The 22,042-nt window shown below is 70.8% G+C and carries 19 protein-coding genes; 15 read left to right on the top strand and 4 right to left on the bottom strand.

Annotated elements, in window-relative coordinates:
• Window positions 1–101 precede the first annotated feature (101 nt).
• From OG331_RS32545 to OG331_RS32535, 3 genes are all read left to right on the top strand, one after another.
• The gene (locus OG331_RS32545; RefSeq protein WP_406202786.1) at window positions 102–1,454 is read left to right on the top strand and encodes an LLM class flavin-dependent oxidoreductase; all 1,353 of its coding nucleotides are present in this window, start codon (window positions 102–104) and stop codon (window positions 1,452–1,454) included.
• 11 nt (window positions 1,455–1,465) lie between these two features.
• A complete protein-coding gene (locus tag OG331_RS32540) occupies window positions 1,466–2,359 on the top strand; it encodes a TauD/TfdA dioxygenase family protein (protein ID WP_406202784.1) in 894 nt (297 codons plus the stop codon).
• A gap of 121 nt (window positions 2,360–2,480) precedes the next feature.
• On the top strand, window positions 2,481–3,875 hold the full coding sequence (locus OG331_RS32535; RefSeq protein ID WP_406202782.1) for an amino acid permease: 1,395 nt from the start codon (window positions 2,481–2,483) through the stop codon (window positions 3,873–3,875).
• 207 nt (window positions 3,876–4,082) lie between these two features.
• Here the strand turns inward: OG331_RS32535 and OG331_RS32530 are convergent, their stop codons facing one another.
• From OG331_RS32530 to OG331_RS32520, 3 genes are read right to left on the bottom strand one after another with little or no spacing between them, the layout of a single operon-like run.
• The gene (locus OG331_RS32530; RefSeq protein ID WP_406202780.1) at window positions 4,083–4,862 is read right to left on the bottom strand and encodes an SAM-dependent methyltransferase; all 780 of its coding nucleotides are present in this window, start codon (window positions 4,860–4,862) and stop codon (window positions 4,083–4,085) included.
• A 12-nt stretch (window positions 4,863–4,874) separates the two neighbouring features.
• The gene (locus tag OG331_RS32525) at window positions 4,875–5,510 is read right to left on the bottom strand and encodes a histidine phosphatase family protein (protein ID WP_406210425.1); all 636 of its coding nucleotides are present in this window, start codon (window positions 5,508–5,510) and stop codon (window positions 4,875–4,877) included.
• Between the two features lie 44 nt (window positions 5,511–5,554).
• Window positions 5,555–7,039, bottom strand: coding sequence for an FGGY-family carbohydrate kinase (locus OG331_RS32520; protein WP_406202778.1), 1,485 nt, complete (start codon window positions 7,037–7,039; stop codon window positions 5,555–5,557).
• Window positions 7,040–7,207: 168 nt separating this feature from the next.
• Here OG331_RS32520 and OG331_RS32515 point away from each other — a divergent pair, with 168 nt between their 5' ends.
• The 10 genes from OG331_RS32515 to OG331_RS32470 all read left to right on the top strand — a co-directional run bounded on the left by OG331_RS32515 (window position 7,208) and on the right by OG331_RS32470 (window position 17,325).
• Window positions 7,208–8,629, top strand: a complete 1,422-nt coding sequence (locus OG331_RS32515; RefSeq protein ID WP_383246424.1) for an ABC transporter substrate-binding protein — start codon at window positions 7,208–7,210, stop codon at window positions 8,627–8,629.
• Between the two features lie 3 nt (window positions 8,630–8,632).
• Entirely contained in the window at window positions 8,633–9,514 is an 882-nt protein-coding gene (locus tag OG331_RS32510; protein WP_363041212.1) for a sugar ABC transporter permease, read from the top strand.
• A complete protein-coding gene (locus OG331_RS32505; protein WP_406202775.1) occupies window positions 9,511–10,341 on the top strand; it encodes a carbohydrate ABC transporter permease in 831 nt (276 codons plus the stop codon). The genes OG331_RS32510 and OG331_RS32505 overlap by 4 nt, the downstream gene beginning before the upstream one ends.
• A complete protein-coding gene (locus OG331_RS32500; RefSeq protein ID WP_406202773.1) occupies window positions 10,338–11,423 on the top strand; it encodes an ABC transporter ATP-binding protein in 1,086 nt (361 codons plus the stop codon). Before OG331_RS32505 ends, OG331_RS32500 begins: the two co-directional genes overlap by 4 nt.
• The gene (locus tag OG331_RS32495; RefSeq protein WP_363041209.1) at window positions 11,420–12,247 is read left to right on the top strand and encodes a DeoR/GlpR family DNA-binding transcription regulator; all 828 of its coding nucleotides are present in this window, start codon (window positions 11,420–11,422) and stop codon (window positions 12,245–12,247) included. Before OG331_RS32500 ends, OG331_RS32495 begins: the two co-directional genes overlap by 4 nt.
• A complete protein-coding gene (locus OG331_RS32490; RefSeq protein ID WP_406202771.1) occupies window positions 12,225–13,310 on the top strand; it encodes an ABC transporter ATP-binding protein in 1,086 nt (361 codons plus the stop codon). The genes OG331_RS32495 and OG331_RS32490 overlap by 23 nt, the downstream gene beginning before the upstream one ends.
• Window positions 13,307–14,335, top strand: coding sequence for a 2-hydroxyacid dehydrogenase (locus OG331_RS32485; protein WP_406202769.1), 1,029 nt, complete (start codon window positions 13,307–13,309; stop codon window positions 14,333–14,335). Before OG331_RS32490 ends, OG331_RS32485 begins: the two co-directional genes overlap by 4 nt.
• 253 nt (window positions 14,336–14,588) lie before the next feature.
• On the top strand, window positions 14,589–16,016 hold the full coding sequence (locus tag OG331_RS32480) for an FGGY family carbohydrate kinase (RefSeq protein ID WP_406202767.1): 1,428 nt from the start codon (window positions 14,589–14,591) through the stop codon (window positions 16,014–16,016).
• 26 nt (window positions 16,017–16,042) lie between these two features.
• A complete protein-coding gene (locus OG331_RS32475) occupies window positions 16,043–17,098 on the top strand; it encodes a glycerophosphodiester phosphodiesterase family protein (protein ID WP_406202765.1) in 1,056 nt (351 codons plus the stop codon).
• The gene (locus OG331_RS32470; protein ID WP_406202763.1) at window positions 17,098–17,325 is read left to right on the top strand and encodes a hypothetical protein; all 228 of its coding nucleotides are present in this window, start codon (window positions 17,098–17,100) and stop codon (window positions 17,323–17,325) included. Before OG331_RS32475 ends, OG331_RS32470 begins: the two co-directional genes overlap by 1 nt.
• Before the next feature lie 13 nt (window positions 17,326–17,338).
• Here the strand turns inward: OG331_RS32470 and OG331_RS32465 are convergent, their stop codons facing one another.
• The gene (locus OG331_RS32465) at window positions 17,339–17,977 is read right to left on the bottom strand and encodes a DsbA family protein (RefSeq protein ID WP_363041197.1); all 639 of its coding nucleotides are present in this window, start codon (window positions 17,975–17,977) and stop codon (window positions 17,339–17,341) included.
• Window positions 17,978–18,125: 148 nt separating this feature from the next.
• On the opposite strand from OG331_RS32465, the gene pepN reads away from it, so the two are divergent.
• Complete coding sequence (gene pepN, locus OG331_RS32460; RefSeq protein WP_406202761.1) at window positions 18,126–20,726, top strand: aminopeptidase N; 2,601 nt, start codon at window positions 18,126–18,128, stop codon at window positions 20,724–20,726.
• 207 nt (window positions 20,727–20,933) lie between these two features.
• Window positions 20,934–21,995, top strand: coding sequence for a hypothetical protein (locus OG331_RS32455; protein WP_406202759.1), 1,062 nt, complete (start codon window positions 20,934–20,936; stop codon window positions 21,993–21,995).
• Window positions 21,996–22,042 lie beyond the last annotated feature (47 nt).

Genomic DNA, 22,042 nt, shown 5'->3' with positions numbered 1-22,042 from the left:
GCCTCGTCCTCAAACTCCCCCGGAGGGGGCACCCCCGGACGGGCTGAAATGCCGGGACCGGCGCTCGCAAATCCCTCCCCTGCCCAGATCAAGGGACCTCCATGCCCAGACAGCTCCACCTCAACGCCTTCCTCATGAACACCGGCCACCACGAAGCCTCCTGGCGGCTCCCCGAGAGTGACCCTTACGCGCACGTGTCCCTCGCCCACTACGTCAACCTGGCCCGCGTCGCCGAACGCGGCACCTTCGACTCGCTCTTCCTCGCCGACGGCCCCCAGCTGTGGAACAACCTCGCCCAGCGCCCCGCCGGCGCTCTGGAGCCGCTCACGCTGCTCACCGCGCTGGCGACGGCCACCGAGCACATCGGGCTCATCGCCACCGCCTCCACCTCCTACAACTCCCCCTACAACCTGGCCCGCAAGTTCGCCTCCCTCGACATCATCAGCGGCGGCCGGGCGGGCTGGAACATCGTCACCACGGCGGGAGCGGAGGCCGCCCGTAACTTCGGGCTGGACGCCGAGCCCGCGCACGCCGAGCGGTACGCCCGCGCCGCCGAGTTCCTGGACGTCGCCCTGAAGCTGTGGGACAGCTGGGAGGACGACGCGATCGTCGCCGACAAGGCGGCCGGCGTGTGGGGCGACGACGCCAAGATCCATCCGCCCCGGCACGCAGGGACGTACTTCAGCGTCCAGGGCGCCCTCAATGTGCCGCGTACGCCGCAGGGTTACCCGCTGCTCGTGCAGGCCGGTTCGAGCGAGGACGGCAAGGGCTTCGCCGCCCGGTACGCGGAGGCGGTGTTCACCGCGCAGCAGACGATCGAGGACGCGCGGGCCTTCTACGCCGACCTCAAGGCACGTACGGCGGCGGCCGGCCGCGACCCCGAGCACATCAAGGTGCTGCCCGGCATCGTCCCGGTGATCGGCTCGACGGAGGCCGAGGCGCGGGCGGCCGAGCAGGTCCTGGAGGACCACATCGTGCACACGCACGGGGTGGGACGCCTGGAGAGCCTGCTGCAACTGCCCTCTGGCACACTGGAGTTGGACTCCGAACTCCCCTCCGATCTGCCGCCCGAGGACGCCATCGAGGGCGCCAAGAGCCGCTACACCCTCGTGGTGGAACTGGCCCGGCGCGAGCGGCTCACCGTGCGGCAGCTGATCGGGCGGCTCGGCGGCGGACGCGGCCATCTCACCTTCGCCGGTACGCCGGAGCAGGTCGCCGACGCCATCGAGACCTGGTTCACGCAGGGCGCCGCCGACGGCTTCAACATCATGCCGCCGGTCCTGCCCTCCGGCCTCGACGCCTTCGTCGACCACGTCGTCCCGATCCTTCGCGCCCGCGGTCTGCTCCGCAAGGAGTACGGCCCGCGCCGGACCCTGCGCGAGCGCTACGGCCTCCCGCGCCCCGCCAACCAGTACGTCAGCACCCCCGCAACCGGCACCCCCGCCCTCGTCTGAAAGGACCGCACATGTCCATCGAGATCCAGAAGGTCACCGCCAACATCGGCGCCCGCGTCTTGGGCGTGGACATCTCCCAGCCCCTCGGCCAGGAAACGGTCGCCGCTCTGCGTGAGGCCCTCACCGCCCACAAGGCGCTCGTCTTCGACGACGTGAACCTCGACGACGAGACCCAGCAGGCGTTCGTCCGCCCCTTCGGCGACGTCACCACCGCCCACCCGACGGTCTCCTCCGTCGCCGACACCCCGAACGTCCTGCCCGTCGACAGCGAGCGCGGCCGTGCCGCCAACCACTGGCACACCGACGTCACCTTCGTCCTCAACCCGCCGCAGGCCACCACCCTGCGCAGCATCACGATCCCGCCGTACGGCGGCGAGACTTTGATCGCCAGCTCGGCTGCCGCCTACCGGCAGCTGCCCGAGCCGCTGCGGAACCTGGCCGACACCCTGTGGGCGGAGCACACCAACGACTACGACTACGCCGTGCCGGACGAGGAGGTCGACGAGCAGCAGGCCGCCAATCGCGCCGAGTTCACGTCGATCAAGTACCGCACGGTCCACCCGGTCGTCCGCGTCCATCCCCTGTCGGGCGAGCGCGGCCTGTTCATCGGCGGGTTCGCGCAGCGCCTCGTGGGCCTCTCGCCGGGCGAGTCCCGCAGGATCCTCGACCTGCTCCAGGCGTACGTCACCCGGCCGGAGAACATCCTTCGCCACCGCTGGTCCGAGAACCAGCTGGTCGTCTTCGACAACCGCATCACCCAGCACTACGCCGTCGACAACTACGACGGGCTGCCGCGCCGCCTGCACCGGGTGACCGTGGCCGGTGACGTGCCGGTCGGCATCGAGGGCAAGGAGAGCTACTCGATCGAGGGGGACGCGTCGCACTACACGCCGGTCGCCGCGTAGTCGGCCTGTCACAGTCGGTGCGGTAAGTGTCCGCATAGTGGGCAGCCTCTCCTCTTCGGCGGAGAGGCCGCCCAGACTGTGGGCGTTTTTGCCCACCTTCTGCATTGGACGAGCCGCGCCCATGCCCAACAGCACCACGGAGACGCCCCCGAAGGCGGACGATGTCTCCCCAGGACTGAATCACGGCCTCAAGCAGCGCCACCTGTCGATGATCGCCCTCGGCGGTGTCATCGGAGCGGGCCTGTTCGTCGGGTCCGGCGCCGGTATCGCCGCCGCCGGTCCGTCGATCGTCATCGCGTACGTCCTCTCCGGCCTCCTCGTGATGCTGGTGATGCGGATGCTCGGCGAGATGTCGGCCGCGTATCCCTCGTCCGGCTCCTTCTCCGCGCACGCCGAGCGGGCGATCGGCCCGTGGGCCGGCTTCACGGTCGGCTGGGCCTTCTGGGTGCTGATGTGCACGGCCGTCGGCCTGGAGGGCATCGGCGCCGCGAAAATCGTGTCGGGCTGGCTGCCGGGCACCCCGGAGTGGGCCTGGGTGGCCCTCTTCATGGTCGTCTTCTGCGGTGCGAACCTCGCCGCCGTGAAGAACTTCGGCGAGTTCGAGTTCTGGTTCGCGGCCCTGAAGGTCGGCGCGATCGCGCTGTTCCTGGTGCTGGGCGGGCTGGCGATCGCGGGCGTCCTGCCGGGCACGGACGCGCCGGGCACCGCGCACCTCACCGGTGAGGGCGGATTCCTCCCGAACGGCACCGAAGGCCTGATCATCGGCCTACTCGCCTCGGTCTTCGCCTACGGCGGCCTGGAGACGGTCACCATCGCCGCGGCCGAGTCGGAGAACCCGGTCAGCGGCGTCGCGAGCGCGGTCCGCACGGCGATGTGGCGCATCGCCCTCTTCTACGTCGGCTCCATGGCGGTCGTCGTCACCCTCGTCCCCTGGGACTCCAAGGAGGTCGTCGAGAAGGGCCCGTACGTCGCCACCCTCGACCACCTCGGCATCCCCGGCGGCGGCCAGCTGATGAACGTCGTGGTCCTGGTCGCCCTGCTGAGCGCCATGAACGCCAACATCTACGGCGCCTCGCGCATCGCGTACTCGCTCGTCCAGCGCGGGCAGGGACCGAAGATGCTGGGCCGGGCGTCGGGCGGCGTCCCGCGCATCGCCGTCCTGGCGTCCTCGGTGTTCGGCTTCGTGTGCGTGGCGCTGAGCTACTGGCGGCCGGACGACGTCTTCCCCTGGCTGCTGAACATGATCGGCGCGGTCATCCTGGTCGTCTGGATCTTCATCGCCGTCTCCCAGCTGCGGCTGCGCAGCCGCATGGAGCGCGAGGCGCCGGAGAAGCTGGTCGTGCGGATGTGGGCGTTCCCGGTTCTGACCTGGGTCGCGCTGGCCGGGATGGCGGCCATCTTCGTCCTCATGGCCCGGGAGCCGGACACCCGCGTGCAGTTGTACTCGACGGGCGGGATGACACTGTTCCTGGCGGTCGTCGGGTACACGTGGCAGAAGGTGCGCGCCAAGGCCTGACGCGTCCGGGACGGCAGTCCGACAGCATCGAAGCCCCCGTGTCATCCACACGGGGGCTTTTTGCTGTTAGCTTGTTATTGCGAACCAGTCGCAACAAGGCGTCCTGCCTCGTGATCGTCTTCTCACCCTTCACGAACGGCGGGCGGAATGAAGGAAGCCCCCGCGAGGACCTGACTCGCGGGGGCTTTCCCGTGCTGCCGGAGTGCGTCAGGGCTTGCGGCCCAGTCCGCCGTGCTGGCCGATCGGCCGCGGCTCCTCGGCGGCCGGCTCCGGGTGCCACAGCGGGACGGAGACGAGGCCGGGCTCCACCAGGTCCAGACCCTCGAAGTACGCGGTGATCTGGTCGATCGGGCGCAGGAAGTACGGGACGGCGCCGGTCTCGTTGTAGGCGTCCTGGGCCTGCTCGTAGTCCGGGTCGGTGCCCCGGGAGCCCTCGTTGAGGGAGAGGTAACTGCCGGAGGGCAGGCCCGCCAGGAGGCCGCGGACGATGCCGCGGGCCTGCTCGTAGTCGGTGACGTGACCGAGGATGCCGCTGAGGATCAGGGCCGTGGGGCGGGAGAGGTCGAGGGTGCGGGACGCCGCCTCCAGGATCTTCTCCGGCTCGTACAGGCTCAGGTCCTCGTACGCCGTCACGCCCTCGGGCGTCGAGGTGAGCAGGGCGCGGGCGTGGGCCAGCACCAACGGGTCGTTGTCGACGTAGACGATCTTCGACTCGGGGGCGAGGCTCTGGGCGACCTCGTGGGTGTTGTCGACGGTGGGCAGGCCGGTGCCGACGTCGAGGAACTGACGTACGCCCGCCTCCGTGACCAGGTACCGGATGCTGCGGCCCAGGAAGGCGCGGCTGCTGCGGGCGATGGTGACGATGCCGGGGTACACGGCGGTGTAGGCGTCGCCGGCGGCCTCGTCCACGGGGTAGTTGTCCTTGCCGCCCAGCCAGTAGTTCCAGATCCTGGCCGAGTGCGGTACCGAGGTGTCGATCTCCGTCATGGGCACATGGTCCTACGAGACGTCCGGCTCGCACGGCACATTGAGGGAGAGAAGTGCCGCGGAACCGTCGGTTTTCATGTGCAGTTCGCTGATCGCCACGTTGCGCAGCCTCGGGAACACTCTGCGGTACTCCCCGGCCGGGATCGACAGCAGCGTGCACAGCACCAGCCGGAACAGGGTGTTGTGCGCGACGACGAGGACGCGTTCGCCGGAGTGGGCGGCGGCGATGCGGCGCAGGGCGGCGGCTCCGCGTTCGGCGGCGGCGACGGGGTTCTCGGCGTCCGGGAACGGGTGGGCCACCGGATCGGTGCGGAAGGCCTCGGCCGCCTGCGGGTCCTCGGCCGCGAACTGCGCGAGCGTACGGCCCTCAAGGACGCCGAAGTCGCATTCGCGCAGGCCGGGTTCGCGGTGCGGGGTGATGCCGAGGGCCCGGCAGGCGGGGTCGGCGGTGGCCACGGCACGGGACAGGGGCGAGGTCCAGATCGCGTCGACCGGGTGGGCGGCGGCCCAGCGGCCGAGGGCCTCGGCCTGGGCGCGCCCGGTGTCGGTGAGGGGCACGTCGCTGATCCCGGCGTAGCGGTTCTCGGCATGCCAGACCGTCTGTCCGTGCCGGGCCAGCAACAGCGTCGTACTCGTGCCCCGGTCCATGTCCATGCCCGTTCCCTCGCCTCTGCTCTCGCCCTTGCCCGTGCTCATGAAGCCGAAGTATCCGCGTCCAGGCGCGCGAGCGCGTGCGCCGCGACCGGCGGCGGGAGCCAGCCTCGGGCGGTCAGTTCGTCGACCAGACGCGCGTACGGCCCGGCGAAGCGGGCGGTGCGGCCGGGGCGGGGTTCGACGGTCCTGTCGATGCGGACCATGCCCTCCGCGGCCTCTGGCAGACCGGGTGCCGCGCCCGCTCCGTACGCCGCCAACGCGGCCATTCCCAGGGCCGGTTCCGTCTGCTGCGGTACGCGGGCCGGACGGCCCAGGATGTCGGCGCGCAGCTGGTTCCAGTACGGGCTGCGGGCGGCGCCGCCCGTGAAGGTGAGGGGGCCGTCGAGGGGAGCGCCGAGGTGGTGCAGATAGTCCAGGCACAGGCGTTCCGTGAAGGCGACGCCCTGGAGGAGCGCGGCCCACAGGTCGGCGTCCGAGTCGGGTTCGCCCAGGACGAGCGCGACGGCCTTCGGGGCCAGGAACGGGAACCGCTCGCCGGGTGACACGAGGGGGTACGTGATCGCCCCGGACGGCTCGTAGGAGGCGGCCAGCGTGTCCATGGCCGCCGGGTCGGCGCCCGAGAACGCGGCCGTGAGCACGCCCGCGCCCACGCTGGAGGCCCCGCCGGGCAGCCAGCTCCCGTCCGGGGCGCGGTGGTTGTAGACCACGCCGGTCGGGTCCCGGACCAGGGTCGGGGACGCGCCCTTGAGGACCAGCGTGGTGCCGAGCACGGAGTTCCAGGAGCCGGGGCGCAGGGCGGCGGAGGCGATCTGGGCCGCGCAGCCGTCGGTCATCCCCGCGATGACGGGGGTTCCGGCGGGGATGCCGGTGGCGTCGGCGGCGGTCGGGGAGACCTCGCCGAGGGGGGTGCCGGGGCGTACGACGTCCGGGATCACCGCGTCGGGCAGACCCAACCGGGTCAGCATGGCGGGCCAGGCGTCACGCTCCAGGTCGTAGCCGGTCTTCAGGGCGTGGCTGGAGTCGGCCGGGGGCAGCTCGCCGGTGAGGAGGGAGACGACCAGGTCCGGCTGATGGGTGACCCGCCCCTGCCCGTGCGTCTCGGTCAGCCACAGCGCCTTCGGCAGCGCCCAGGTGTCCTGCACCGCGAGCCCCGCCATCCGCGCCCGCGCTCCCTGAACCGTCGCCCGCCCGTCGTCGTACATCAGCGCGGGGCTCGTCGGCCGCCCCGCCCCGTCCGTCAGCAGCACGGTCCCGGACGTCCCGCACACCGCGAGCCCGCCGATCCGCACCCCTCGCAGGGAACCGAGCGCGGCCCGGGACGCCGTACACACCGCGTCCCACCACTCCCCCGGATCCTGCTCGTGCCGCACCCCGTCCCGGCGCCCGCCGAGGGGCGCCGAGCCGCTGCCGAGCACGGTGCCGTCCCCGGTGACCAGCAGGACCCGGACGCTCTGGGTGCCGAGATCGATCCCGAGCCATGCGTCGTCCTGATCGTGCGTCATACGGGGCTGTTCGTGTGCCATACCGGACCTCCAGCACATCTCGATCCGTGAACTTCACACTCTGCCCTGAGATTTTCCCTTGCGCGAGGGATTGACGCCCAACTTCCGCCGTTCCACCCTCTGTTAACGAGTCGACTCGCCGTGTTAACCCCTGTACCCGGATGGCCCAACCCCACGTGGAGGTCACGGATGGACATGCACGTGCACGACCGCCGCCGCTTCCTCGCCCTGACCGCCGCGGCCGCAGCGACGCCGCTGCTCGCGGCCTGCGGGGCCGGGTTCGGCGGTGACGACGACAAGAGCGACGGCTCGGCGGCGGACGACGTCACCGGGTCCTTCGACTGGAAGCGGGAGAAGGGCACGACCGTCAAGGCGCTGCTGAACAAGCACCCGTACACGGACGCGCTCATCGCCGATCTGAAGTCCTTCACCGAGAAGACCGGCATCAAGGTCGAGTACGACGTCTTCCCCGAGGACAACTACTTCGACAAGCTCACCGTCGACCTGTCCAGCGGGCGGGCCTCGTACGACGTCTTCATGCTCGGCGCGTACATGGTCTGGCAGTACGGGCCGCCCGGCTGGCTGGAGGACCTCGGTCCCTGGATGCGCAACTCCTCGGCGACCGGCGCCGAATGGGACCAGGCCGACTTCTTCCCGAACCTCCTCCAGGCCGACCAGTGGTCCCTGAAGGCGGGCGCGCCGCTCGGGCAGGGCGGGCAGTACGCGCTGCCGTGGGGCTGGGAGACCAACGTCGTCGCCTACAACACGGACGTCTTCAAGAAGCTCGGCCTCAAGCCCGCCGAGACCTTCGACGAGCTGCGCGACATCGCCGGGACGATCAAACGGAAGGCGCCGGGCGCCGGCTTCGACGGCATGTACGGGATCGCCGTGCGCGGGTCCCGGAGCTGGGCCACCATCCACCCCGGCTTCATGACGATGTACGCCCGCAACGGGCTCAAGGACTTCACGGTCGAGGGCGGGAAGCTCACACCGGCCATGAACAGCCCCGAGGCCGTCGCGTTCACCGAGGACTGGGCCGGCATGGTCAAGCAGGGCGGGCCGCCGTCCTGGACGTCGTACACCTGGTACCAGTGCTCCAGCGACCTCGGTGCGAAGAAGGCCGGGATGCTGTTCGACGCGGACACGGCCGCCTACTTCCAGGCGGTCGAGGGGGCGAGCCCGGCCTCCGGGAAGATCGCCTTCCACCCCGGCCCGAAGGGACCGGACGGGTCGCTCGCCACCAACATGTGGATCTGGTCGCTCGGCATGAACGCCAAGAGCAAGAAGAAGAGCGCCAGTTGGCTGTTCCTGCAGTGGGCGACCGGCAAGGAGCACCTGCGCAAGAGCGCGATCACGCACAACCACATCGACCCGGTCCGCAAGTCGATCGCCGACGACAGCGCCTACAAGGACAAGATGCGGCACCTGCCGGGCTTCATCGAGACCTTCGAGACCGTCGTCGACCAGACGAAGATCCAGTTCACCCCGCAGGCGCAGTTCTTCGACGCGACCACCAGCTGGGCCGCCGCCCTCCAGGAGATCTACGGCGGGGGCGGCGCCAAGTCGGTGCTCGACGGGCTGGCGGGCGACCTCGCCGACAAGGTGGGCTAGCCGATGGGATGGCGGCTCGCCCTTCGCCCGTACGTCCTGATCGTCCCCGCCCTGCTCCTGACCTGCGGAATCCTCTACCCCTTCGGGCTCGGCCTCTACTACACCCTGTTCGACTTCTCGGCGAGCAAGCCCCAGCCGGACATGGTGCGGTTCGAGAACTACGAGACCGTCTTCACGCAGGAGGCCTTCTGGAACTCGGCATGGGTGACGGTGCTGTACGCGGTGGGGGCCGCCGCCGTCGAGACGGTCCTCGGGGTCGCCGTCGCCCTGCTGCTGCACCGGTCGTCGCTGGTCGGAAGGGTGCTGGAGAAGATCCTCATCCTGCCGCTGATGATCGCGCCGGTGATCGCGGCGATCATCTGGAAGCTGATGCTCCAGCCGTCGGTGGGGGTGATCAACTACCTGCTGAGACCCTTCGGGCTGGGCGGAGTCCAGTGGACGGACACCCCGACCGGCGCCCTGCTGTCGTCGATCGCCGTGGACGTCTGGGTCTACACCCCGTTCGTGGCGATCCTCGCCCTCGCCGGCCTGCGTTCGCTGCCGACCTCTCCCTTCGAGGCGGCGGCCGTCGACGGGGCGGGCTGGTGGTACACCTTCCGGCGGCTGACGCTGCCGATGCTGTGGCCGTACGTCCTGGTGGCGGTGATCTTCCGGTTCATGGACTCGCTGAAGGTGTTCGACATCATCTACGCCCTCACGGAGGGCGGGCCGGGCGACTCGACCGTCGTGCTCCAGATCCGCGCCTATCTGGAGGCGATCCGCTTCCAGCGGTACTCGTTCGGGATCAGCTACACGATCGTGCTGTGGGCCGTGGTGTATCTCGCCGCGATGGTGCTGGTGAAGCACCTGGGGAAGATCCAGCGGAAGGCCGCGGAGGTGAAATGACCGTCAAGAATCGCCTGTTGGGGTGGCTGGCCGACGCCGCCCTCATCCTCTACTTCGTCTTCGCGCTGTTCCCGATCGCCTGGATGGTGATCCTGTCGCTGAAGCCGACGAACCAGCTCTTCTCCACCTACTTCTCCTTCTCCCCCACCCTCGACGGCTACCGCACGGTCCTCGGCGACAGCGAGGGCATCCCGTTCGTGCGGTTCTTCGTCAACAGCCTGGTGGTGTCGGTGGGCGCGGTCGTGCTGTCGCTCCTGGTCGGGCTGCCGGCCGCGTACGCCTCCGCGCGCTGGCGTTTCAAGGGCTCGGAGAACCTGATGTTCACGCTGCTGTCGTTCCGGTTCGCGCCCGAACTCACCGTGATCATCCCGCTGTTCGTGCTGTACCAGAAGCTCGGGCTGTTCGACACGTACGTCGGCATGGTGTGGGTGCTCCAGCTGGTCACGCTGCCGCTGATCGTGTGGATCATGCGGTCGTACTTCGCCGACCTCACGCCCGAGCTGGAACAGGCGGCGCTGCTGGACGGCTACACCCGCAAGCAGGCGTTCATGAGGGTGGCGCTCCCGCTGGTGAAGCCGGGAGTGGCCGCAGTATCCCTGCTCGCCTTCATCTTCGCCTGGAACAATTTCGTCTTCCCGCTGATCCTGACCTCCAACGAGGCGCAGACCGTGACGGTGGGCGCGCTGTCCTTCCTGGGCGGGGACCGGCCCAAGTACAACCTCACGGCCGCCGCCGCGCTCGTCTCCGTCGTACCGCCGCTGCTGCTGGCCCTCACCATCCAGCGGTATCTGGTGCGGGGGCTGTCGTTCGGGGCGGTGAAGTCATGATCCGCCTGAGGGAGATCCGCAAGGCGTATGGCAAGGCCACCGCGCTCGACGGGCTGGAACTGGACGTGCACGAGGGCGAGTTCTTCTGCCTGCTCGGCCCGTCCGGCGCCGGCAAGACCACCACCCTGAAGACCGTCGCCGGGCTGGAGATGCCCGACGCCGGCACGGTCGAACTCGACGGCAGGGACATGCGCGGCATCGAGCCCTACGACCGTGGCGTGGCGATGTGCTTCGAGAGCTACGCCCTCTACCCGCACAAGTCGGCCTACGACAATCTCGCCTCGCCGCTCCGCTCCCCCCGGCACCGCCTCCCCGCTGCGCAGGCCCGGGAACGGATCGGCGAGGTGGCCGAACTCCTCGGCATCTCGGCCCTGTTGGACCGTCCGGTCGGCCGGCTCTCCAACGGCCAGCGGCAGCGCGTCGCCCTCGGCCGCGTCCTGGTCCGCCCGGCCCGGGCCTTCCTCCTCGACGAGCCCCTGTCCCACCTCGACGCCAAGCTGCGCCAGCAGATGCGGGCCGAACTGAAGGCGATCGGGGCGGTGCGGCGCACGACCACCCTCTACGTCACCCACGACTCCGTCGAGGCGCTGGCGCTCGGCGACCGGATCGGGGTCATCCGGGGCGGGCGGATCGTGCAGACGGGGACGCGGGAGGAGATCTGGTACCGGCCCCACGACACGGAGGTCGCCCGCGCTTTCGGGCGGCCCCGTATCAACCTGCTGCCGGGAGCCCTCGCGCCCGACGGGAGCTTCCGCTCGGCGGACGGCAAGGTCGAGCTGCCGATGCGGGCCGACGCCGCCCCCGGCACGGAGGTCCTGGTCGGCGTCCGCCCACGGGACATCGAGCTGAGGGGCCGGGGACACGAGCTCACCGGCACCGTCTACGTCACCGAGGTGCTCGGCCGGTCCGTGGAGGTCACCGTCCGGCTCGGCGAGCAGCACGTGTCGCTGGTCGCCCCGCGCGGCGACGCGGCCGGCCTTCGACCCGATGATCCGGTCCGGCTGTCGGTCCGGCCTGAGAACCTGCTGCTGTTCGAGGCCGACCGGCCGGAGCGTCCAGGACGACGGATCGAGACACGATGAGCAGCAACCACAGCAGCGGTCAGCAGGGCCCCGCGGCCCGCCAGGCCGCCATGGCCGAGCAGGTCCTCGCCGACGGCTCGGCGACGGCAGCCGAGCTGGCCGAGCGGTTCGGCGTGAGCCTGATGACGATCCACCGGGACCTCGACGAACTCGAACGGCAGGGAATCGTGAGGAAGTCGAGGGGCGGGGTGACCGCGCAGCCGTCCGGTGTCTTCGAGTCCAACGTCCAGTACCGGCTGAAGACCATGCGGGCGCAGAAGGCCGCCGTGGCCGACCGTGCGCTGAAGCTGATCGAGCCCGGCATGGCGATCATGCTGGACGACTCCACCTCCACCCTGGAGATAGCCCGCAGGCTCCGCCTCGGCGAGGTCACCCCGCTCACGGTCGTCACCAACTTCCTGGAAGCCATCAACCTCCTCTCCGACCAGCGTGGCATCCACCTCATGGCCCTCGGCGGCGACTACGACCCGCTGCACTCGTCCTTCCTCGGCGTCTCCTGCGTCGAGGCGATCGAGCAGCTGCGCGTGGACGTCTGCTTCGCGTCGACGTCGGCCGTGCGCGGGGGTTTCGCCTACCACCAGGAGCAGCACATCGTGTCGGTGAAGCGGGCCATGCTCGACGCGGCCGCCCGCAACATCCTGCTGATCGACCACACCAAGCTCGCCCGCGTCGCCCTGCACCGGGTGGTCCCCCTCTCCCGCTTCGACCTGCTCCTCGTGGACGACGGGGCGTCGGCGGAGGCACTGCGGGACCTGGACGAGCACAAGGTCCGTTACGAGGTATGCGCGACGAAGGGCAGCGATGACCGAGCTGGAGCTACGTGATCTGCGCAAGACGTACCGGGCACGGGGCCGCCCGGCGGTGGACGCCGTACGCGGCATCGACCTCGCCCTGCGCTCCGGGGAACTGCTCGGCCTCCTGGGCCCGTCGGGCTGCGGAAAGTCCACCACCCTGCGCATGATCGCCGGCCTGGAGACGGTGACCGGCGGTGACATCCTGATCGGCGGAGCCTCCATCACCGCCCGCCCGGCCCAGCAGCGCAACATCGGGGTCGCGTTCGAGAACTACGCCCTCTACCCGCCGCTGACGGTGGCGCAGAACCTTGCCTTCGGCCTGAGGGCACGCAGACGGGCCGACCGGGCCGACGTCGACCGCAAGGTCAAGGAGATCGCCGAACGCGTCGACCTCACCGCCATCCTGGACGCCCACCCCGCCGGCCTCTCCAGCGGCCAGAAGCAGCGCGTGTCCCTGGCCCGGGCCCTGATCCGCGAACCGGACGTCCTCCTCCTCGACGAGCCCCTGTCCCACCTCGACGCAGCCCAGCGCGACACGACCCGCCGCGAACTCAAGCGCATCCAGCGCGACCTGGGCCATACGACCATCCTGGTCACCCACGACCAGGAGGAGGCCCTGTCCCTCGCCGACCGGATCGCGGTGATGAAGGACGGCGTCATCCAGCAGCTCGGCACCCCGTACGAGATCTACGACAGCCCCGCCAATGTCTTCGTCGCGGACTTCGTGGGCGAGCCCGCGATCAACCTCCTCCCCGGCAGCACGGACACCGACGCCCACGCCCGCCTCTCCGACGCGGTACGGATCGCGCTGCCGGTACCGCTGCCGGAGGGCCGCAAGGTAGTGGTCGGCATCCGCCCCGAGGACCTGACCCTGACCGGCGAGGACGACGGCGGCCTGCCCGCCCGCGTCGTCGCCCACGAACCACTCCTGGAGTCGGGCATCGCCACGCTCACCCTCGACGGCGTCGAAAACCCCCTCGTCGTCCTCACCACCCCCGAGGTCCGCCTCGCCCACGACGACCGCGTCCACGTCACCGCCGACCCTCATCTCACCCACGTCTTCGACGCCGAGACAGGAGACTCCCTTCGATGACCAACGGGAACAGCGTGCGTGTGGTGGCCGCGGGCGACCACTTCATCCTGCCGGCGCTGATCAGAGAGGCACTGGACCCTGAACTCACTTGCGAAGTGGCCGAGTTGACCCTCGGCTGGCCGCTCGACCCCTTCGGCCCGGTGGCGGAGGTGACGGAGGCGAGCGACGCCGAGGACGCGCTGATCGAGGCGCTCGCCGGTGCGCAGGTGCTGGTCACCCAGATGGGCCCGGTCACGGAACGCGTCCTCGACGCCTGTCCCGACCTCCGCCTGGTCGTGGTCTGCCGCGGCGGACCGGTGAACGTCAACCTGGACGCGGCCAAGCGGCACGACGTCCGGGTCTGCTACGCGCCCGGCCGCAACGCCGCCGCCACCGCCGAGTTCACGGTAGGCCTGATGCTGGCGGCCCTGCGCCGCATCCCCCAGGCCCACGACCTCCTTGCCCGGCAGGGCAGTTGGGAGGGGGCCACCTACTACACCTACGAGCACAGCGGCCTGGAACTGGAGGACCTGCCGGTCGGCCTGGTCGGCTACGGGGCGGTGGGCAGCAGGGTCGCGCGCGTGCTGGGCGCCTTCGGGGCACGGGTCATGGTCCACGACCCCTACGTCCACGGCGAGATCCACGGCCTGCGGGTCGCCTCCCTGGACGACCTCCTGCGCGCCTCCCGGGTGATCACCCTCCACGCCCGCCTCACCACCGAGACCCGAGGCCTGATCGGCGCCCGCGAACTCGCCCTGCTCCCGCAGGGGGCGGTGGTCGTCAACGCGGCCCGCGGCCCACTCCTGGACGAGGACGCCCTGTGCACCGCACTGGAGAACGGCCACCTGTCGGCGGCGGCCCTGGACACCTACGCCCAGGAGCCGCTCCCCCCGGCCTCCCGCCTGCACGCCCTCGCCGACCGCGTCGTCCTGACCCCCCACCTGGGCGGCGCGTCCCGCGCGGTCGCGGAGAAGGCGGCCCGGATCGCCGCCGACGAGGTGGGCCGCTGGGTGCGCGGGAAGCCACTCGCGCACTGCCTGACCTGAGGTGAGGGTCCGCCCGGGGCCCCGGGACCCCGGGTGCGAGCCCACCAACCTCACTGGTCCGACGACACCGGCCGTGAGGGAGCCGTAGGGGCGCGCCGGTGTCGAGAGGGTGAACGCGCGGAGGCCCGAAGGGTCGAGCACGATCGCCCTCTCGACACCGGCTGAGGCGCCCCGAAGGCGACCGAGCCAGATATTCGGCACGCCAGCTGCAAAAGGCACTGCACAGCCGACCGAGCCAAAGAGGTGGGTTGGAATGTACGTCGGTATCGATGTAGGCACGTCCACGGTGAAGGCAGCCGCGTTCGACTCGGCGGGCCGTGAACTCGCGGTCGGCGCCCGCCCCGTGAACCTGGCCCTGCACGGCGGTTTCGTCGAGCAGGACATGGAGGAGGTGTACGCCGCAGTCGTCGCCGTACTGAACGAGGTGACCTCCCACGCCCCCGAACCGGTCGAGCTGGCCGGCCTGACCGGCCAGGGCGACGGCGTATGGCTGGTGGACGCCGACGGACTCCCCGTGCGCCCCGCCGCCTCCTGGATGGACGGCCGGGCGCACGAACTGGTCGACCGCTGGCTGGCGGACGGCACGTTCGAGACGGTGTTCCGGCGGACGGGGGGCGCGATGTTCCCGGGGTCTCCGGGACCGCTCCTCGCCTGGCTGGACAGCCACGAGCCGAAGGCGCTGGATGCCGCGAAGGCCGCGCTGTACTGCAAGGACATGGTGTTCCAGCGGCTGACGGGAGCAGCCCCGACGACGGACGTGTCGGACGCCTCCATGCCCTTCCTCGACCCCCGCACCCGGACCTACGACAACCGAGTGGTCGAACTCCTGGGCCTGACCCACCGCCGCGGCCTCCTCGCCCCCGTCAGCGACCCGGTCGCGACCGCGCGGACCCGTGGCGAGGGCCTCCCGCCCGGGACCCGCATCGCGAACGGCCCGTACGACCTCCCGGCCTGCGCGCTCGGCGCGGGCGTGACGTCCCCCGGCGACGGTCTCCTCATCGTCGGCACCTGTCTGGCCAGCCTGGTCGCGACCACCGGCCTCGACCTGACCGGCGAGCCGGCCGGGCTGTACATCAACACCGACCGCCCGGGGCACTGGCTGCGCGCGATGCCCGCGATGGTCGGTACGGCCGCGCTGGACTGGGTGCTGTCGACGACGGGCGTCCGGCACGAGGAGGTCGACGGGCTGCTGGCAGAGACCCCGCCGGGAGCGCACGGCGTCCGCGTCCTGCCGTACTTCGCGCCGTCGGGCGAGCGCGCGCCCTTCGTCGAGCCCCGTCTGCGCGCCGAACTGACCGGTGTCTCCCTGGAGTCGACCCGCGCCGACCTGGTCCGGGCGACCTGCGAGGGCATCGGCTACGCGGCCCGGCACTGTCTGGAGGCGGCGGGCCTCACCGGAACGCTGGCCGTGTGCGGAGGCGGCACGCGCAGCCCGGCCTGGATGCGGCTGCTCGCCGATGTCCTCGGGCGTCCGCTGCGGGTCGTCGAGGGCGAGGTGGGCGCGCGGGGCGCGGTGCTGGCGGCCGCCGAGCGGTACGGGGTGGCGCTGGACGCGGAGGCGTGGACGCGGCCGACGGCTGTCGTCGAGCCGGACGGAGAGCGGGCGGCGTACTACGCGAGGGCGTTCGAGGACCATCTGGCCCGCCTGACCGAGGCGCGCGAGAGGGCACGACGCATCTGAAGAGCCGTACGAGGAAAGGGAGTTGTATGCATCCGAGACGTAGATCCCTGCTGCTCGCGGCCGCCGGCGGCACGGCGGCCGTGGCCGTACCCACACCGGCGGCCGCCGCCCCCCGCCCTTCGACGGGGCCGGTCGTCATCGGCCATCGCGGCGCGGCCGGGTGGCGCCCCGAACACACGGCGGCTTCCTACACGTACGCCGTGCAGACCGGCGCCGACTGGATCGAACCGGACCTCGTCCCGACGAAGGACCACGTCCTGGTCGTCCGGCACGAGAACGAGATCTCGCAGACGACGGACGTGGCATCGCACCCGGAGTTCGCGGACCGCCGGACGACGAGGACGGTGGACGGGCGGGCGGTGACCGGCTGGTTCACGGAGGACTTCACGCTGGCGGAGCTGAGGACGCTGCGGGCGGTGGAGCGGCTGCCGCTGGTCCGCAACCGCAACACGGTGTTCGACGGCCGGGAGGAAATCCTCACCTTCCAGGAGGTGGTGGACCTGGCGCGCAGGCTGTCGAAGACGTACGGCCGTACGATCGCCGTCTTCCCGGAGACCAAGCATCCGACGTACTTCCGCTCGATCGGCCTGCCGTTGGAGCCGAAGCTCGCGTACGTGATCCGTCGCAACCGGCTCGGCTCGCGTGAGTGCGTGGTGCAGTCCTTCGAGCCGACGAGTCTGAAACGGATCGCGGCGGAGCGGCTGAGGGTGCCGCTGTGGCAGGCGCTGGGGACCACGGGTGGGCCGTACGACCTGGTCTCGGCCGGTGATCCGACGACGTACAAGGACATGATGAGCCCGGCGGGCCTGGCGCGGATCGCCGAGTACGCGGACTGGATCGGGCCGGACAAGTCGTCGGTCGCCGGTACGTCGCTCGTCGCGGACGCGCATGCGGCGGGGCTGCGGATCGGGCCGTACACCTTCCGCGCGGAGAACCAGTTCCTGCCCGCGGAATTCCGGCGCGGTAGCGGAGCGAACGATTTCGGGGACGCGTTCGCCGAGTACGCGCTGTACTACGGGCTGGGGGTCGACGCGGTGGTGACCGACTTCCCCGATCTGGCGGTGATGGCTAGGAGGGGCTGATGTTTTTCCGGGACAAGAACTGCCGGACCTGTCGCAGCATGCAGGTGTTCAGGAAGCTCGACAACCGCGAGCGGGCGGCGATCAAGGAGAAGCACTCCTTCACCGCCGACCTGTGGCGCTGCACGGCCGAGGGCTGTCGTTGGTATCAGCCCTGGCACAGGCAGAGCGACGGCGGCCTGCTCCCGGAGGAACTGAAGATCCAGGCCGCCGCCACGGAACCGGGGTGAGCCCGGGTGAGCCCTACAGGTTGCTGAAGTCCGGCCCCTTCGTCCGCGTCCGCTTGATCTCGTAGAAGCCCGGCACGGAGGCCACGGCGAGGGTGCCGTCCCACAGCTTCGCGGCGTCCTCGCCCTGGGGGGCCGGGGTGACGACCGGGCCGAAGAAGGCGATCTGCTCGCCGTCGGCGCCGGGGACGGCGATGACGGGGGTGCCGACCTCCTGGCCGACCTTGTCGATGCCCTCCTTGTGGGAGGCGCGCAGCTGCGGCTCGTAGGGGGTGCCGTCCCAGTGCTCCAGGAGGGACTCGGGCAGGCCGACGTCCTTCAGGGCGGCGGCCACGGTCTCCTTGCCGGGGCCCTCCTCCTGGTTGTGGATACGGGTGCCGAGCGCGGTGTAAAGGTCGCCGAGCACCTCGGCGCCGTGCTCCTCCTGCGCGGCGATGACGACCCTGACGGGACCCCACGCCTTGGTCTCCAGCAGCTCGCGGTACTGCTCGGGCAGGTCGTCCAGCTTGTCCTCGTTGAGAACGGCCAGGCTCATCACATGCCAGCGGACCTCGATGTCACGGACCTTCTCCACCTCCAGCACCCAACGGGAGGTCATCCAGGCCCAGGGGCACAGCGGGTCGAACCAGAAGTCGACGGGGGTCTTCTCCGACATGTCTCTCCTCATGAGGCAAGCAGGTCTCAGCCGAACCTCTCGGGCAACACCGCTGCTCGCCCCGCCATTCCCCGGTGCCGTGGATCAGGGGCGCATGGCAGGATCGGGGCTGTCCGCATACTGAACACCACCCGAGGGAGTGCCGCTCGTGCCCGGTGAGAATCTGTCCCGCGACGAGGCCCGCGAGCGGGCCGCCCTGCTTGTCGTCGACGGGTACGACGTGTCCCTCGACGTGCGTTCCGCAGTCGGCGACGGGGACTTCGAGAGCGGGGCCCCGCGCACCTTCCGCTCGGTCACGACGATCCGCTTCCGGTGCGCCGAGCCCGGCGCGACCAGCTTCGCGGACCTGATCGCGCCGAGCGTGACGGCCGTCTCCCTGAACGGCAGGGACCTGGACCCGAGCGAGGTCTTCGACGGCTCGCGGATCGTCCTGGAGGACCTCGCCGCGGACAACGAGCTCGTCGTCGACGCGCAGTGCGCCTACTCCCGCACCGGTGAGGGCATGCACCGCTTCGTCGACCCGGAGGACGGCGAGGTCTACCTCTACACGCAGTACGAGCCGGCCGACTCCCGCCGCGTCTTCGCGAACTTCGAGCAGCCGGACCTCAAGGCGCCGTTCCGCTTCGAGGTGCGGGCACCCGAGGGGTGGACGGTGTGGAGCAACGGGACCGGTGAACTCACCGACGGCACCTGGCGGTTCGCGGAGACCAAGCCGATCTCGACGTACATCACGTGTGTGGTGGCGGGCCCGTACCACTACGTCACGGACTCGTACTCCCGCACGTTCGCCGACGGCACCACGCTTCGGATCCCGCTCGGCGCGATGTGCCGCAAGGGGCTCGCCCCGTACTTCGACGCCGACGACGTCTTCCTGGTCACCAAGCAGGGCCTGGACTTCTTCCACGACCACTTCGACTACCCGTACCCCTTCGGGAAGTACGACCAGGCGTTCGTGCCCGAGTACAACCTCGGCGCGATGGAGAACCCGGGGATGGTGACCTTCCGGGAGGAGTTCATCTTCCGCGGCAAGGTCACGCGGTCGTCGTACGAGGGCCGGGCGAACGTCATCCTGCACGAGATGGCGCACATGTGGTTCGGCGACCTGGTCACCATGGAGTGGTGGGACGACCTGTGGCTGAAGGAGTCCTTCGCGGACTTCATGGGCACGTTCGCGAACGTCGGCGCGACCCGCTTCAAGGACGCCTGGATCACCTTCGCCAACCGCCGCAAGGCCTGGGCCTACCGCGCCGACCAGCTGCCCTCCACGCATCCGATCACCGCGGACATCCGCGACCTCCAGGACGCGAAGCTCAACTTCGACGGCATCACGTACGCCAAGGGCGCTTCGGTGCTGAAGCAACTCGTCGCGTACGTCGGGCAGGACGCGTTCCTCGAGGGTGCGCGGCGCTACTTCAAGCGGCACGCGTACGGCAACACCCGGCTCGGTGATCTGCTGTCGGCGCTGGAGGAGACCAGCGGCCGGGACATGGGCGTATGGGCGCGCTCCTGGCTGCAGACGGCGGGCGTCAACTCGCTGACCCCGCAGGTGCTGTTGGACGCCGAGGGCCGGATCGACGAGCTCGCGGTCGTGCAGGAGGCGGCGGAGTCGCACCCCGAACTGCGCCCGCACCGGGTGGCGGTGGGCCTGTACCGGCTGGGCTCGGACGGTGCGCTGGAGCGGTACGCGCGGGCCGAGGTCGACGTCGACGGTCCGCGCACGGTCGTGGCGGAACTGGCGGGCGCCGAGGCGCCGGAGCTGGTGATGGTCAACGACGACGACCTGACGTACTGCAAGACCCGCTTCGACGAGACGTCCCTGACGACGCTGCGGGAGCACCTGGGCGCGCTGACCGACCCGCTCGCCCGCGCCCAGTGCTGGTCGGCGCTGTGGAACATGACGCGGGACGCGCTGCTGCCGGCGCGGGAGTTCGTGGATCTGGTGCTGCGGTTCGCGGGGCGCGAGTCCGACATCGGCGTGCTGCAGATGCTGCATGCGTGGGCGAACTCGTCGCTGGTCAACTATGTGGCGCCCGAGTGGCGGCAGACCGGCGAACGGCTGCTGGCCGAGGGCGCGCTGCGGGAGCTGCGGGCCGCCGCGCCCGGCAGCGAGCAGCAGTTGGCGTGGGCGCGGTTCCTCGCGTCGGTGGCGTCGGGGCCGGAGGATCTGGGACTGCTGCGGGGTCTGCTGGAGGGCGCGGAGAAGGTCGAGGGGCTGGATGTCGACCAGGAGCTGCGCTGGGCGTTCCTGGAGCCGCTGGCCGCGCATGGAGCGGCCGACGAGTCGGTGCTGGCCGCCGAACTGGCCCGGGACGACACGGCGTCCGGCAGGCGCCACCAGGTCCGCTGCCTCGCCGCCCGGCCGTCCGAGGCGGTGAAGGCGCAGGCGTGGGCGCAGGTCGTCGAGTCCGACGCGCTGTCCAACGCCCTGGTCGAGGCGACCATCTCCGGCTTCTCCCAGCCGTCCCAGCGGGAGCTGCTCGCGCCGTACGCCGAGAAGTACTTCGCCGCCATCGAGCGGGTGTGGGCCGGGCGGTCCATCCAGATCGGCATGGTCGTGGTCCGGGGTCTGTTCCCGGCGCTCCAGCAGTCGCGGGCCACGCTGGACGCGACGGACGCGTGGCTCGCGGCCCACGAGGACGCGGCGCCGGCGCTGCGGCGGCTGGTGCTGGAGGCGCGGGACGATCTGGCGCGGGGGCTGCGGGGGCAGGCGTGTGACGCGGCGGCCGCCGACGCGTCAACCGCCGGATGACCTATGGCCAACGATCACGGCGGTCCGTGACCGTTACGGAATTCAGGCAATAGCAGCCGTAACCCCTGGTCCCACCCGAACGGACCAGGGGTTTTCCGTGTCTACTCGGCATCCGAACACGCGTCCTTTAGCGCCATGTTGTCCGTATTTGTCGACGGGCGTGTAACAGCGGTTAAAGGGCCGATCCGACGCGGGAACCTCCGGGTCATGAACCACAACGCCCCGCCCCCCCCGCTCTCCCCCCGCCCCCTTCGTCACCTCTCCGAGGTGCACCGCCGTGTCATGACGGCCGCACAGCTGAAGTCCCACGGCGTCGCGAACGCCGACATGAACGAGCAGTGCCGCCCGGGCGGCCCCTGGCAGCAGATCCTGCCCGGCGTCTTCCTGCTCCACCCCGGCCCGCCGACCAGTGAGGAGCGCCTGCACGCGGTGCTGATGTACGCGGCACGGGAGCGGACGACGGGCGTACCGTCCCAGCCGAACGCGGACGAGGAACACGCCGCCCCCCGCTACCCCGACGCGGTGATCACCGGCCTCGCGGCGCTGACCCTGCACGGCTTCTCCGCCACGCCGCCGCTCACCGCGCTGGACACGGTCGACGTCCTGGTCCCGCGGATGCGCCGGCTGCGCTCCACGGGCTGCGCCCGCATCCTGCGCACCCCCGCACTGCCCACGCCCCAGCAGGTGACGGGCCTCCCGGTCGCCCCGGTGCCGCGCGCCCTGGCCGACGCGGTGGCCGAACTGACCGACGCGGGCGCCGTACGCCGGCTGCTGACCGAGGCCGTCCGGGGCGGCCACTGCGAACCGGCCTCGGTGGTACGGGAGTTGAACCAGGCGAAGCTGCTGTCCCGCCCGCACGTGGTGGACGCGGTGGACTCCCTGCTCGCGGAGGGCCGCGCGATCGCGGAGGACCGGCTGTACGAGATGGTCGGCGACCACGGCCTCCCCGACCCCGTCTGGAACGTCGACCTGCGCCTGCCGGGCGGCCCTCACCTCGGCGGCCTCGACGCGTACTGGCCGGAGCACTCGGTGGCGGTCGAACTCGACACCCGGGCCCCCCGCCAGGGCGACCGTCAGGACGACGACGCCCTGTGGTCCGAGTACGCCCGCAAGCGCGAGCATTTGGAGCGGCTCGGCATCACGGTCGTGCACATCACCCCGAAGAAGCTGCGGGAGTCGATGGAGCAGCAGGCGGCGGTGGTCCGTACGGCGCTGATGGCCGCGGTGGACCGTGATCCGGCCGCGTATGTCGTGGTGCTGCCCCGATGACAGCCGCAGAGGGCCGCGTCGGCGTGGTGCTGCCCCGGTATTGACTG

Source organism: Streptomyces sp. NBC_01017, assembly GCF_045162795.1.
GTDB classification, from domain to species: Bacteria; Actinomycetota; Actinomycetes; order Streptomycetales; family Streptomycetaceae; genus Streptomyces; species Streptomyces machairae.
This window is presented reverse-complemented; position numbering and strand designations above follow the sequence as displayed.

What these genes read in the sequence shown, in the direction of transcription:
- OG331_RS32480 (WP_406202767.1), top strand. Translation starts at nt 14,589, where the DNA reads ATGTACGTCGGTATCGATGTAGGCACGTCCACGGTGAAGGCAGCCGCG.
- OG331_RS32505 (WP_406202775.1), top strand. Translation starts at nt 9,511, where the DNA reads ATGACCGTCAAGAATCGCCTGTTGGGGTGGCTGGCCGACGCCGCCCTC.
- OG331_RS32470 (WP_406202763.1), top strand. Translation starts at nt 17,098, where the DNA reads ATGTTTTTCCGGGACAAGAACTGCCGGACCTGTCGCAGCATGCAGGTG.
- OG331_RS32465 (WP_363041197.1), bottom strand. Translation starts at nt 17,977, where the DNA reads ATGTCGGAGAAGACCCCCGTCGACTTCTGGTTCGACCCGCTGTGCCCC.
- OG331_RS32485 (WP_406202769.1), top strand. Translation starts at nt 13,307, where the DNA reads ATGACCAACGGGAACAGCGTGCGTGTGGTGGCCGCGGGCGACCACTTC.
- OG331_RS32490 (WP_406202771.1), top strand. Translation starts at nt 12,225, where the DNA reads ATGACCGAGCTGGAGCTACGTGATCTGCGCAAGACGTACCGGGCACGG.
- OG331_RS32525 (WP_406210425.1), bottom strand. Translation starts at nt 5,510, where the DNA reads ATGGACCGGGGCACGAGTACGACGCTGTTGCTGGCCCGGCACGGACAG.
- OG331_RS32535 (WP_406202782.1), top strand. Translation starts at nt 2,481, where the DNA reads ATGCCCAACAGCACCACGGAGACGCCCCCGAAGGCGGACGATGTCTCC.
- OG331_RS32520 (WP_406202778.1), bottom strand. Translation starts at nt 7,039, where the DNA reads ATGGCACACGAACAGCCCCGTATGACGCACGATCAGGACGACGCATGG.
- OG331_RS32530 (WP_406202780.1), bottom strand. Translation starts at nt 4,862, where the DNA reads ATGACGGAGATCGACACCTCGGTACCGCACTCGGCCAGGATCTGGAAC.
- OG331_RS32510 (WP_363041212.1), top strand. Translation starts at nt 8,633, where the DNA reads ATGGGATGGCGGCTCGCCCTTCGCCCGTACGTCCTGATCGTCCCCGCC.
- OG331_RS32475 (WP_406202765.1), top strand. Translation starts at nt 16,043, where the DNA reads ATGCATCCGAGACGTAGATCCCTGCTGCTCGCGGCCGCCGGCGGCACG.
- OG331_RS32495 (WP_363041209.1), top strand. Translation starts at nt 11,420, where the DNA reads ATGAGCAGCAACCACAGCAGCGGTCAGCAGGGCCCCGCGGCCCGCCAG.
- OG331_RS32545 (WP_406202786.1), top strand. Translation starts at nt 102, where the DNA reads ATGCCCAGACAGCTCCACCTCAACGCCTTCCTCATGAACACCGGCCAC.
- OG331_RS32500 (WP_406202773.1), top strand. Translation starts at nt 10,338, where the DNA reads ATGATCCGCCTGAGGGAGATCCGCAAGGCGTATGGCAAGGCCACCGCG.
- OG331_RS32455 (WP_406202759.1), top strand. Translation starts at nt 20,934, where the DNA reads ATGAACCACAACGCCCCGCCCCCCCCGCTCTCCCCCCGCCCCCTTCGT.
- OG331_RS32540 (WP_406202784.1), top strand. Translation starts at nt 1,466, where the DNA reads ATGTCCATCGAGATCCAGAAGGTCACCGCCAACATCGGCGCCCGCGTC.
- OG331_RS32515 (WP_383246424.1), top strand. Translation starts at nt 7,208, where the DNA reads ATGGACATGCACGTGCACGACCGCCGCCGCTTCCTCGCCCTGACCGCC.